Here is a 12,169-nt window from a genome sequence, read left to right on the forward strand (position 1 = left end):
GGTCTATCCTTTCGTTTGCTGCGCAGCAAGATGACCGCGAAATTTACAAGTTCAAGCGATATAAGAATAAAGACAAATAGCGAGGATAAATAGGATCGAGAACTGGAACGACTGCAGCGGAAGCGAGGATAAATGTGAACATTACCTCGCTGTCGCTACGGCCGGCCGCGCAGGCTCTCTCGGGCCTCGCTGAATACCATCAGCCGCTCAGGCTCCGCCGCGAACCAAGCGTAGCTGCCCCATGCGAGGCTATCGACCGTCTTCTTGAACGGCCCGGCGCTGCGATCGAGATAGGCGGTGACGAACGCGACGTGCTCGGCCGGGAAACCCGCTTCGGCGACCAGCTCCTCCAGTGCCTCCTTGCGGCGTTGGCTGATCGGACCATCGGTCGCGACCACCTCCACGAACACCAGCAGCGGATGCACCGGGCCAAGATCGACCAGGATCGTATCCGGCAAGTTCTTGTCGGCCTGGATGGCAAGGCCAATCGATCGCGCCAGCGCATCGTCGCGCGCGACCACCTTGTTCCCGCTCTCGCTGAGAAACACCACGGCCGGGGCGGTGAGAAAGGCGGGTGCGAACACCTCCACCACTGCCTTAGTGATCTCGGAACTCGGCCCCGGCTTCATTCGGCGCGTCTCCCCATTGGGGAAGGTGACAAGCACCTGGTCCGCGCTGACGCCCGCGCCCTGGCGCACAATCGCCAATCGGGCGAGCGCGCCCTTGTTCAACGCTTCGGCCTGCCATGCCGCGATGCGAGCCTGCAGCGCCTCGCCAGTGAGGCAGGATCGAACAATGCGGCAAAGCTCGCCTTCAGAGCGTAGCGCGGCTTGCTCGATGTGGTGGGAAGGTCCGTGCGCTCAATCACGGCACCGATTGCCACCAGCCCCTCGCGCAAGGTTTCGTCGCGGATCGGCTCACGGGTGTTGTCTTGATACCAGCGCCGGCCCTCTGTCTGGCTGCCAGTACGTAAGACCCCTGTCGCATAGGCGGTGCGGCTCGCATCATCGACAAGGCCGCCTGCTCGTCGGTCATGCGATAGACGTGCTTGGGACCAAGCATCGTCCCGCTGCCCTCGATCGCGTCGATATAGAGCGCGACGAACACCGTGCTCGCGGCCAGCATCCGGGTAAGATAGGCGCGGTTGGGCGGCGCCATCGGGGAAGATCTCCTGCAGGCGGGCGTGAACCTCATCGCGGGTCAGCATCGGCATCATGGCGCAACCTGCCCATAAAGCCGCGCGAGTTCGTCCTCGATCTCGGCACTGCAGGCTCCCCGGCCAACCAGGGCCTCCACCTGTCTCATCGCCGCAGGAGAGGGCAGGGGCAGCGCCTCCATCTCAAACGCCGACACGGCAACGCTACCGTTGATGCAGCGGAAGAGCTGGTCAACGATCCGGCTGTTCAGCACCGCCGCAACCGTCGCTGGCGATACGGCGGGACGTGCGACCGGGCGGACCATGTTCAGATGGTTCTCGACCACCACACCGCCGTGCTGGGCAATGAAGTCAGCCGGCAACTCGGCCGCGATCAGCCGACGTGCCTGCTCCTTGGCGGTGGTGCGCTGAACGAGGACGCACGCCTCCTCGACCAACAGCCAGACGTCGCCACGCTCGATCTTGAAATAGGGCGCGTGATTGCGCTTCTCGGCTCGGAACGCGAACCGGCCGTCTGCAGACACGGCTTCGGCCCATATGAGCGGATGCACGCCGCGGGCAGAGCGCTGCCGCATCTGGTCCTTATAGCGGTTCCACACCAAGGGACCGGTGGACACGCTGTAGCCCCAATCGGCAAGCCGCGCCGGCATAGTCTCGGCCTTGGCTATCAGCGCGCTGTGGCACGGCTCACGCGGTGCAAGCCAAGGCTGCGATGCGGGGGAGGGGAGGGCGATCGTGCCGTTGCGGATGAGGCGTGCCTCGCGTTCGCTCGTAACCTCGACATAATGGACCTGGGCGCGGCCGGGCTTGGCGCCGCGCCGATAGGCGGCCAGCAACGTCTCCTGCAGGACGTCCTCGAATACACCACGACGCGCATGAACGAAGTCGATCGCCGCCGGGGGCGCCTCCTTCGCCATCAGCTCACGCAGCGCGGAATAATAATGGCCGGACAGGAAACTGGTGGGGGTGAGATAGGCGATGGTGCCGCCCTTCTTGGTCCAGCGCACGGCAATGTCGGTGAAGACGCCATAGAGGTTCGCGTGACCGTAAAGGCCGCGCGCGAAGCGCTGGCGCTGCGCTGGGGTGAGGGTGACACGACCATAAGGCGGATTACCAATCACCAGGTCGAAGCGGGCGGTGGGCGCTTCCTCCAGCGTGTCGGCAACGCGCACGACAGTCGGCGCGGCACGTCCTGCAGCCGCGGTCACGTCCGCCAGCAGCAGCTCTATCGCGTTTTGCCCGAAGCCCGCGGCATAGGGGTCCAGCTCCAGCCCGACCAGGCGCGTGCCGATCTGTCGAAGCACGAACGCCGGCTCGGCTTCGGGAAGCGCGGCAATCATCCGTTCGGCTGCAGGCAACAGGAACGCGCCCCCGCCACTCGCCGGGTCCAGCACGCGAGCGCGGGTCCAGTCGATCCCCTGTTCCTCGGCCATGTCGAGCAATCGGTTCGCCAGCGCCGGCGGGGTGTAGAACGCCCCCAATGCCCCACGCTCCCGAGTAGCGAGCAAAGTCGTGTAGAGCCCGGTCAGGAAATAGACGGCCTCCGCGATCGGCAACGGTGCGGCCTCACGTCCCACGGCCAGCGCCAGCCCGGTGACGGCGCGATCAAGCCGACCGTAGGGCTTGGCGAAGGGCGGGCTGAGGCTCGCCTGAGGCCGCGCCTCGGCGCGATACGTCTCGATAGCGACGCGGGTGAACAGCGCCGCCATGTCGCGACGCTTCGGCTCGGGCAGCGTCTCAGCCCATGCTCGCGCAAGCTGGCGCGCGCGCGCAAGCTCGTAGCGTTGCGCCTCAAGGTCTGCGGGTTGGACAAGCGGGTGGGTAGATGCTGCGGAAATCATGGCCAAAGCTCATTGACGCGATCGATAGGGGGAGTGCCAATGGCCTCGGGTGCTAGAAGGGTGAACGTCTCTCCGTCACATTCAATCGTTGATCCTCGAACTGTGTACGTCTCCTCAAGCTCCGAGTTTGCCCATTCGCAGAGGCTGGGAAGCCAATCGGGTTTCAGGTTTTGAAGCGCTCCACGGTGTATCTCCGCCGCATCATTGAGATACTGCCTGCCCCGCCGCAGGTGGGCAAACGCCTTCGCCAGACTTACGGCATCGGACTTGTTTTCGAAGATGGCTACAGCGCAGCCGACCTCCGTGATTGCTCCATTGAGCGGGTGCGTCGGAGTTTGCCCAAGAAACATGCCCGGGTAGGGGATGCGAGCGACGACGATGACCTCTGTCTCAACATAGGTCTCTTCCCGGCCTTGGCGGTTCACACGCTTTCGCTTGCGACGGCGTTCTCGCTCTAGCCGCCCCTCACTCCTTTTGGCTTCCCCGGCCAGGACACCAAAAAGCTCTTGGGCGCGAAAGGCCGGCATCCATTTCGCGAGAAGATTGGTCCTCTGGTGCCATTCCCGGACCAGCGGCATGATCTGCTCTATCGCATCACAAGCTGGCTTCACGCGAGCTAGGTAATGAGCATGTTGAACCCGCCGGTCATAGTCGGCGACGGCCGCGTGCCATGCTCCGTCACCAAAATGCTTCTCGCCGCAATTCAGTCCGATGCGAGCCTGCTCACCGCCTTCGATCTCCACTCGAAACCCGCGATTATGGAGCTGGTGCTGCTTGCACGCTGCACACCGAACCTTGGTGTTGGTGGTGTCCCGTGTGTCGTACCCAGAGATAACGCGAACGATCTTCGCACCAGTGGGCAGCGGGAAGACGAGCCCATGGTCGCTATCGACGGAGTCCGTCAGTCCTGCTGCGGCGAGCACCTGCCATCGGATTTCCTCTTCGGCCTGTACGGCCGTTTCCAGAAGCTCGGTTGATGACGCCATGTCGCTCATAGGAACAACAGTAGAACGATTGTGCTCGGCTGAGAACTGCCGGTCTTCGTCGTGGGGTCGAAGACCAGCGATCACGCGATTGCGCCAATCCGCGCCCGGTGCGCGCGCAACACGCGCTGCACGGTCGATCGCGACACGCGAAACAAGCTGGCGAGCTGGGCAGGGGAGCCTTGGCCGGATTCTGCCTTGGCGATGATCTCGGCGCGCTGAGGTCCGGTAAGGCTCGGCCGTCGTCCAAGGTGCCGCCCCGCCTTACGCGCGTGCGCCAGTCCGTTCATGGTCCGCTCGCGGATCATGGCGCGCTCAAACTCGGCGAACGCGCCCAGCATCTGCGTCATCAATCGGCCCGGCGCGGTGGTGGTGTCGATCGCCTCCGTCACCGATCGGAATCCCGCGCCTGCGACGGTGATCGCCTCAAGGGTGAACAGTAGATCGCGAAGCGAGCGCGACAGCCGGTCGAGCTTCCACACCACGAACACGTCGCCGGCCTTCAACGCGCCGATCGCGCGCGCCAGCTCGGGACGGTCAGCTCGGCCGCCCGATGCCTCCTCCTGGTAGATGGGATCGCACCCGGCATCGCGGAGCGCGCGAAGCTGCGGGTCTATGTCCTGGGAGTCGCCTCGGGACACGCGGGCATAGCCGATTTCCATGCCTTCATTCTGGCACGGGGTTGTGACACCTGCAAACCCTTGGAAAAGCTGTGTGGCTTTCAGCGGTAAATGTCACGAATGTCAGCACTAGGTGACGCCGATGACGAGGGTGCTGCGGGCGGCTTCCACGACATCCTCGCTGATGGTTGCGAGGCCGTTGATCTTCAGCACGCGCTCGATCTGCACGAACAGGCGGTGCAGTAGCCGGAAATTGCCACCTGTGATCCGAACGATGGCCGCGACCGCTTGCGCGTCGGTGAAATCGGCGTCGTCGAGGGCAAGGCCGAGGTCGCGCCAGCGGCGGGTCAGCACGAAGGTCAGCTCCGCATCCTGCAACGGCCGATATTGGTGGGCGAAGCCGACCCGGCTGAAGAGCTGGGGATAGCGCGCCATGCGCTTTTCGATACCGGGCATCCCGATCAGGATGAGCCCGATCCCCTGCCGATCGAACACGTCACGCATGTATTCCAGCGCCGTCGTCGACAGGCGCTCGGCTTCATCGACGATCACCATTTCGACGTAGCGGGTATGACGACTGACATAACGGACCTGTCCGACTTTCTGAGGCCGGACGTGTTCGTCGATGCAATGGTCCACTCGGTCGAGCAGCCGGGGCAGATCCTGCCGCAGTTCGCGCAACGTGCTGCCGACCGAAGGTGTGTAGAAAACCGCACGTGCCTGAGCGAGGTGGGCATAGATTTCCAGGTCGGATGGATCGCGTGGTCCCCAAACGGTGAGCAGGGGCGCAGCCTTGTGCCATCGGGCATACCGGCAGGCCGAGAGCGTTTTGCCGACGCCCGCTGGGCCATGACACAGGCCGATGTAGCGATGCTTCCGAACGGCGTCGGCGAACTCGATGAAGCGGCGGTGCTCTTGGGTCGAGATGAAGCTGGTCGCGCGCGTACTGCCGGCGGTCATCAGTCGCCCTCATAATAGGTGCGTAGCTTCGGCCGGCTTGGTGGCGGCGCCGGAGTCGCTGCGGAGACCGGCGCCAATTCAGGCAATCGCGCCGGTTTCGCGATCGGAGCCGGAGTGCGCAGGATCGCTGGAAGATAGTCTATAACGCTCGATTGCTTCTCCCTGATCTCCTGCCGCAGGCGACGCCGATGCGCGATCCGCGCCGCCTGGATGTCCTTTAGGGTGACACTGTTCGCGGCATGATCCGCATCGATCGCCCGGCACAGGAACACGTTGCGATGGAACACGCGGACTTCGCCCATGTCGCGGGGGTCGTAGCGGATCGTCACCGGCTCGCCGACGTAGGCTGCCAGCGTCGGATCGAAGTAGCGCAATCCCTCGAAGCGGATGCCGTCGCGGTGAACGGTGCGGGGCTTGGCGACCATGACCAGCAGCATGTCCAGTTCGGCAAGCGTCTCCGGCATCCGGGGCAACCAGCCATCGCCCCGCCATGCGGCTATCGGTGCCGCCCCGATCGAACGGTGGGGACGCGCATTATAGGTCGAGATGATCCAGGCGCCGATCGCCGCGTCCAGTTCGGCCAGTGAAAGGGCCGGTGGGGATACCGTCTTGCCGGCGCGCAGGTTGCCGGGGAGTTCGGCCAGCAGTTCGGTGTTGATGGTCCGGAACAGCCGCTCGATCTTGCCACGCCCCTGCGGACGGGCGACGGCTGAGTAGATCAGCCTGATACGCAGATCGGCCGCGGCCTGTTCGAGGTGGAGGCTGGTGAAGTCCGATCCGTGATCGACGTGCAGCACATCGGGAATGCCGCACACCGGCCATGCCGGATCGGCCTTGCGCCAGATGGCCTGGCGCAGCGCGAGCGACGTATTGAGCGCGGATGGCGCGCCGAGAAACACCATGTAGCCTGCGATCACGCGGGAATGATCGTCCACCACCGTCGTCAGCCACGGCCGTGTCGGCCTGCCACGAGCATCGAGGATGAGGATGTCGAGTTCGGTGTGGTCGGCCTGCCAGATCGCGTTCGGGCGATCGGCGCGATGACGATGGACCATCTCGTATTTGTCGCGGAAAGCGGCAGCGCCCTCATGCGCGAGCGTCAGCATCGCAGGATCGATCCGGCGCACGATATCGCGAACGCTGCCGTAGGACGGCGTGTGCCATCCATATTCGCTAGCGACATGCACAACGCGACGATGGATGGTTGCGATCGAGGCCGGCGGCTTCGTCAGCGCCATGCCCTGGATCAGTTGGACCAGACCCTCCGGGAACGTCCGTGTGCCAGCTTCCGGACGAAGCGGCCGCGCGAGGCCCATTGGACCGTTGGCGGTATAGCGAGCGAGCCATCGCTGGACGGTGCGCAGCGAAACACCGGCATCGGCCGCGACTTTGGCCAGCGACGCGCCACCATGCAGATGGGCGCGAAGTGCCGCCATTCGCCGCGCCACCTCCGCGCCTCCTGTCTCCGATCTTCGACCATCCGCCATGGTGATCGCCCCCTGTCCGATAGAGGATCGTTCAGCGGACTCGGCCGGTCGATCTCCAACAGCACGGAAAGCGGCCGAAAGCCGAGTCTCACATAGATGGTACCATATGTTTTGCGGTGATGGGGCCTTATACGTTACACTCCGGCTATGACGCACACGCTGATCGGCTATGCCCGCTGCTCGACCGACAAACAGGACCTTGCCGCCCAGCATGACGCGCTGCTCAAGCTCGGGGTGGCGGCCGATCGCATCTACACCGACAAGGGGCTCACCGGCACGAACCGGGATCGCCCCGGCCTCGACCAAGCACTAGCCGCAGTACGAAGCGGCGACACGCTGGTAGTGCCCAAGCTTGACCGGCTCGCGCGATCAGTTCCGGACGCGCGCGCGATCGGGGACGGCCTTGCTGCCCGTGGGGTGAAGCTACAGCTTGGTGCCAGCGTCCACGATCCGGCTGACCCGATGGGTAAGCTGTTCTTCAACATCCTTGCCACCTTTGCCGAGTTCGAGGCGGACCTCATCAAGCTCCGCACCCGCGAGGGCATGGCGGTCGCCCGCGCTAAGGGGAAGCTGCGTGGGAAGAAGCCCAAGCTGTCCGATCGGCAGCAGAAGGAGCTTCGTCGCATGTACGATACCGACGACTACTCGATCAGCGACCTCGCCGAGCTGTTCTCGATTTCCCGGCCGACCGTTTATCGAACGCTCGGCAGGCATGCTGCCACAGCGGCGGCAGCGGCATGAATCTCACCGAACAACAAGATGCGAGTAGTGCTCGCCGCTTCGACTTCATCCTTCGCCAAGGGCTGTGGCTGGTTTCACTTCTAGCATCCATCACGCTGCCCGTTGTTTACTTTTCACGTCCGTTTGCGCCGGTTACACCCGGCCTCACCAGTATTCTCGGTTGGGGTAGCCTCTTAGGCGTGATAGCTGGCTTGGGGTCTGCGGCTTTTTATGTTCCTCTGATGCGGCGTCAGTCTACCATTGGCCGCATCGGTTATTGGCTTACCTCGGCCATGATGGGTGCTTTCGCCGGTTGGGCAGCACTGGGTCTGCTGAATGACCGTGGTGGCACCCCTCTCGGAGATGTCGAACTGCCGATCGCCCGCGTCGAGCAGGCAGGTGATCAGTTCAGCATTTATACTATGCTACCTTCCTCACCCTCAAATATTATGCGGATATCATCGACCGAAATCATTGGCCTTCCTGTTGCCGGCCAATGCCTGTTCGGCAGATTGCGACGTGGTCTGTTCGCGGCTTCCTGGCTGTCGCGCCTTTCGGTTACGTCATGTTCGGCAAAGCGAGGTGAAGCAGGAACGAACGTGCTGATGCCGATAAATCGATGGATGGACTGGCGCTGGCACAAACCACGATCCTTCAGGCTGGACGGATCTCACCAAGCCTATGATGAGGCCCTTCCTCAGAGCGCAACGTGCCGGACCGAGCGGGAAAGCTGGCTTTATCAGTGCTTCCCCAAAGGAGCAGGCCGCAGGAGGCGACAATCAGTGATGTCACTTCGTGACATTTACCGCTGAAAGCTACAAAGCTGGGGCAGGGGGTTGGTGTCAGAACCGACCGGTTATGACACCAGCAGCGTTACGGACTAGAACGGCGAAACAGTAAACGTGTCGGCGTGATCAGTCGGGGATCAGTGCCCAACCACGCAGTTGCAAAGTCGCCATAGTCGTCAGCGCAGACACGTCAGTTTCGACACTCTTTCCTACCGTAGCGGGGTCGATCCCGTTTCCGATAAGAGCTTGGCTGCATACCCGAACGGATACACCCGCCTTTTTCAACGCCTCAATTAAGGCAAGGTTGGGATTCGCAGCTACTCCCGTCTTTGTCGCATAGGCGCGATCTTCGGTAACGATGGGCGTCGCCGGACCGTGGACGATCACGACGACATCGCCTTGTTCTGGACGAACGCCATCGTTGCCCAGCAGGTTCAAAAAGCGGGCGACCTTCTCCAGCGATGGATTGATTTTATCCGGCGTTGCCGCGGCCTTGGTCACATTGAACAGCACGCGATAGCGCAACTTGCGATCGGGCCGTTCCGCAGCACCTTCGACGGGTGTGATCGCGCCATATCCCGGTATCACCGCCTGCCTAGGCACGCCGGCTGAAGCACTGACGCTGCTCATGAGTGACAAGCATCCTGCAAGAGCAATGATTGGCATACGCATCCGCTTTTTCCTTCTTCAGCCGAAATGATCAGCCAACTCTCGCAAAAACGGCCGCACCGATGTTTTGCGGTCGAACCACGGACGGCGTCTCGCGCGGTCGCACTGGGCGGGGGGCCGGGGCCGTTTGGGGAGCCGACAGATCGTCGGCTCCGAACATCGCCTCCAGGGTTCGCACACACAGTGCGGCTGCATCGTCGGCAAGACGGTAGTGAACCTGCTTCGCCTCACGCCTGGTCTTCACCAGATCGGCGCGCCGCAGCTCGGCAAGCTGCTGACTGAGCGCTGGTTGGGTCACGCCCGTGGCCGCCTCGATGTCCGCCACCTGCCGTTCGCCACCCAGCAGATAGGACAGGATCATAAGGCGCTGCGGCTGCGCGAACACGCGCAGCTTCTCGACTGCAACGTCGGCAAGCGCGCGGGACTGGTAGATCGCCATCACCGGTCAGCCTTCGTCTGGTGAAACCAGTCGGCGCCTGCGTTCCCCGGCAAAGCGGGAGGCAGGAGCACGTCGTCGCCCGGCTGCCAGTCAGCGGGCGTATAGGCCTCGCCATCGGCCGAACGCTGCAACGCCCTGACCGTGCGAAGCATCTCGTCGACCGAGCGCCCGACATTCATCGGATACCAGCTGAGTGCGCGGATAATGCCTTTGGGATCGATGAAGTAGGTTGCACGTACCGTTGAGGCATCGCCAGCCTGCTCGTCGAGCATGCCGTAGGCATACCCAACCGCCATCGACGGATCCTCGATCACCGGAAACGGCACCTCGACATCAAAAACGTCGTGGATCGCGCGAAGCCAGGCGACATGAGAGTAGAGGCTGTCGACCGACAGCCCCAACAATACGCAATCCAGCTCCTCGAATTGAGGGGCCGCTTTAGCCAAGGCCACAAACTCGCTCGTGCAAACCGGCGTGAAGTCAGCAGGGTGCGAGAAAAACACAATCCAGCGCCCACGATACTGATCGAGCGCAATCTCGCCCTGAGTGGTGCGGGCGGTGAAGTTCGGGGCTGCATCCCCGATGCGCAGCGAGCGCGGCATGTTCGCTTCCATCATTTCCATTCCTCCCAAATGGCACGAACACCCCGTTGACGCAATACGCTTACACAGCTACATAAACCATGAGTTTGTTTAAATGGAGATGGTCATGGACCCGGTTTTGAGCGAAGCCAACGCCCAGATCAGACGCGCAAAAGCGGCCGGATCGCCGGTCGTTCAGTCCTTCTTTGATGAGCCTACCAACACAGCGACCTACGTCGTTTGGGACGTGGCGACGAAAAAGGCTGCGATCGTCGACAGCGTCCTCGATTTTGACGCCGCGGCTGGCCGGACCAAAACCGCGTCGGCGGACGCAGTGATCGCTTACGTGCGGGATCAGGGACTGACGGTCGATTGGCTGCTGGAAACCCATGCTCATGCCGATCACCTGTCTGCGGCACCTTATCTTCAGCAGGCGCTTGGCGGGCAGCTCGCGATCGGTCGTGAGATCATCCGGGTTCAGAACGTGTTCGGCAAAATCTTCAACGCCGGCACCGATTTTGAGCGCAACGGTTCCGAGTTCGACCGGCTGTTCGAGGACGGCGACCGCTTTGCCATCGGCAACATCGACGCCATTGCGCTGCACGTGCCCGGCCATACGCCGGCGGACATGGCCTATGCGATTGGGGACGCGGTCTTCACCGGCGATACGCTCTTCATGCCCGATTACGGCACCGCGCGGGCAGACTTCCCTGGTGGCGACGCACGCCAGCTATTCCGCTCGATCCGCCGGCTCATGCAGCTGCCGGACGAGACGCGCCTGTTCCTCTGCCACGACTACAAGGCGGTGGGTCGCGACCAATATGTCTGGGAGACGACTGTAGGCGCACAGCGTGTCGGCAACGTGCATGTCCACGAAGGGGTCAGCGAAGACGACTTCGTCGCGATGCGGACCAGTCGCGACGCCACCTTGTCGATGCCGAAGCTCATCCTGCCCTCGATCCAGGTGAACATGCGCGGTGGTCATCTGCCGGAGCCGGAAGCCAACGGCACCCGCTACCTCAAAATTCCGCTGGATGCGCTGTGATGCCAGGCTTTCCCCATGCCATGCCGCTCGAAGGCTTCATCGGCGGGCTGATGATCGGTGTCGCCGCGGCGATCATGCTGCTGGGCAACGGGCGCATCGCCGGTGTCAGCGGCATGTTCGCAAGAGTTTTGGGTCTTACCGATGGAGGTCCACCATGGGCCCTCGCGCTGCTCTTTACCGCGGGTCTGCCCTTGGGCGCGGGTATTGCTGCGGCCAGTTTGGGCGTGAAAGCCAGCTTTCCGGCATCGCTTTCGCTGATTGCCGTCGCCGGTCTGGTCGTCGGTATCGGAACGCGGCTTGGGTCCGGGTGCACCAGTGGTCACGGCGTATGCGGCCTGTCCCGCCTGTCGCCCCGGTCCATCGCCGCGACCGTCACGTTCATGGCGACCGGCGTCGTCACGGTCACGATCATGCGTCTGTCCGGGGTGATACTGTGATGCGCCAGAACCTCATTTCACTCGCTAGCGGGACGCTGTTCGGCGCCGGCCTTGCCATCTCCGGAATGATCGATCCGGCGCGGGTGCGCGCGTTCCTCGATGTCACCGGCGCGTGGGACCCGACCTTGGCGTTCGTCATGGCAGGCGCGATCCTGCCGATGGCGATAGCCTGGTTCGTCGTGCGGCGTCGCTCGACCCCGATCGCGGCCGAACAATTCCACACGCCCGCCACCTCGCCGATCGACCGGCGCCTCATCGGCGGTGCGGCCTTGTTCGGCATAGGCTGGGGCATCGTCGGATTGTGCCCAGGTCCCGCCATTGCCGCACTGGCGATCCAGCCTCTGCCGGCACTGGTCTTCATCGCTGCAATGGCCCTCGGCGTTGCCGTCCACCGCTTTGCATTCACTTCCCGCCGTTCGGCCTGATCAGACAGGAGACATCAC

At 63.1% G+C, this 12,169-nt stretch carries 12 protein-coding genes and 2 pseudogenes; 5 read left to right on the forward strand and 9 right to left on the reverse strand.

What is annotated here, in order from left to right; genetic code table 11:
- Nucleotides 1-155: 155 nt before the first annotated feature.
- The 6 genes and pseudogenes from JW805_18230 to JW805_18255 all read right to left on the reverse strand — a co-directional run bounded on the left by JW805_18230 (nucleotide 156) and on the right by JW805_18255 (nucleotide 7,047).
- Nucleotides 156-1,216, reverse strand: a pseudogene (locus JW805_18230) (restriction endonuclease).
- A complete protein-coding gene (locus JW805_18235; protein MBN2973948.1) occupies nucleotides 1,213-2,997 on the reverse strand; it encodes an N-6 DNA methylase in 1,785 nt (594 codons plus the stop codon). Before JW805_18235 ends, JW805_18230 begins: the two are co-directional and overlap by 4 nt.
- A complete protein-coding gene (locus JW805_18240; GenBank protein MBN2973949.1) occupies nucleotides 2,994-3,992 on the reverse strand; it encodes a hypothetical protein in 999 nt (332 codons plus the stop codon). Before JW805_18240 ends, JW805_18235 begins: the two co-directional genes overlap by 4 nt.
- Before the next feature lie 71 nt (nucleotides 3,993-4,063).
- Nucleotides 4,064-4,642 (reverse strand): recombinase family protein, encoded by a 579-nt coding sequence (locus tag JW805_18245; GenBank protein MBN2973950.1) that lies wholly within the window; start codon nucleotides 4,640-4,642, stop codon nucleotides 4,064-4,066.
- 87 nt (nucleotides 4,643-4,729) lie between these two features.
- Complete coding sequence (locus JW805_18250; GenBank protein ID MBN2973951.1) at nucleotides 4,730-5,560, reverse strand: AAA family ATPase; 831 nt, start codon at nucleotides 5,558-5,560, stop codon at nucleotides 4,730-4,732.
- 134 nt (nucleotides 5,561-5,694) lie between these two features.
- Nucleotides 5,695-7,047, reverse strand: a pseudogene (locus tag JW805_18255) (DDE-type integrase/transposase/recombinase).
- A 147-nt stretch (nucleotides 7,048-7,194) separates the two neighbouring features.
- On the opposite strand from JW805_18255, the gene JW805_18260 reads away from it, so the two are divergent.
- Both JW805_18260 and JW805_18265 read left to right on the forward strand, forming a co-directional pair.
- Complete coding sequence (locus tag JW805_18260) at nucleotides 7,195-7,788, forward strand: recombinase family protein (GenBank protein ID MBN2973952.1); 594 nt, start codon at nucleotides 7,195-7,197, stop codon at nucleotides 7,786-7,788.
- The gene (locus tag JW805_18265; GenBank protein ID MBN2973953.1) at nucleotides 7,785-8,579 is read left to right on the forward strand and encodes a hypothetical protein; all 795 of its coding nucleotides are present in this window, start codon (nucleotides 7,785-7,787) and stop codon (nucleotides 8,577-8,579) included. Before JW805_18260 ends, JW805_18265 begins: the two co-directional genes overlap by 4 nt.
- A gap of 102 nt (nucleotides 8,580-8,681) precedes the next feature.
- Here the strand turns inward: JW805_18265 and JW805_18270 are convergent, their stop codons facing one another.
- The 3 genes from JW805_18270 to JW805_18280 form a co-directional block, all read right to left on the reverse strand.
- A complete protein-coding gene (locus JW805_18270; protein MBN2973954.1) occupies nucleotides 8,682-9,185 on the reverse strand; it encodes a DsrE family protein in 504 nt (167 codons plus the stop codon).
- 70 nt (nucleotides 9,186-9,255) lie between these two features.
- Nucleotides 9,256-9,663, reverse strand: coding sequence for a helix-turn-helix transcriptional regulator (locus tag JW805_18275; GenBank protein ID MBN2973955.1), 408 nt, complete (start codon nucleotides 9,661-9,663; stop codon nucleotides 9,256-9,258).
- Nucleotides 9,663-10,286, reverse strand: a complete 624-nt coding sequence (locus tag JW805_18280; GenBank protein MBN2973956.1) for a peroxiredoxin — start codon at nucleotides 10,284-10,286, stop codon at nucleotides 9,663-9,665. Before JW805_18280 ends, JW805_18275 begins: the two co-directional genes overlap by 1 nt.
- A gap of 79 nt (nucleotides 10,287-10,365) precedes the next feature.
- On the opposite strand from JW805_18280, the gene JW805_18285 reads away from it, so the two are divergent.
- From JW805_18285 to JW805_18295, 3 genes are read left to right on the forward strand one after another with little or no spacing between them, the layout of a single operon-like run.
- Nucleotides 10,366-11,289: an MBL fold metallo-hydrolase gene (locus JW805_18285; GenBank protein MBN2973957.1), complete on the forward strand. Its 924-nt coding sequence runs from the start codon at nucleotides 10,366-10,368 to the stop codon at nucleotides 11,287-11,289.
- 20 nt (nucleotides 11,290-11,309) lie between these two features.
- On the forward strand, nucleotides 11,310-11,726 hold the full coding sequence (locus tag JW805_18290; GenBank protein ID MBN2973958.1) for a YeeE/YedE family protein: 417 nt from the start codon (nucleotides 11,310-11,312) through the stop codon (nucleotides 11,724-11,726).
- The gene (locus tag JW805_18295; protein MBN2973959.1) at nucleotides 11,726-12,151 is read left to right on the forward strand and encodes a YeeE/YedE family protein; all 426 of its coding nucleotides are present in this window, start codon (nucleotides 11,726-11,728) and stop codon (nucleotides 12,149-12,151) included. The genes JW805_18290 and JW805_18295 overlap by 1 nt, the downstream gene beginning before the upstream one ends.
- Nucleotides 12,152-12,169: the final 18 nt, after the last annotated feature.

Origin of the sequence: Roseomonas aeriglobus (genome assembly GCA_016937575.1) — a bacterium.
Taxonomy (GTDB): Bacteria; Pseudomonadota; Alphaproteobacteria; order Sphingomonadales; family Sphingomonadaceae; genus Sphingomonas; species Sphingomonas aerigloba.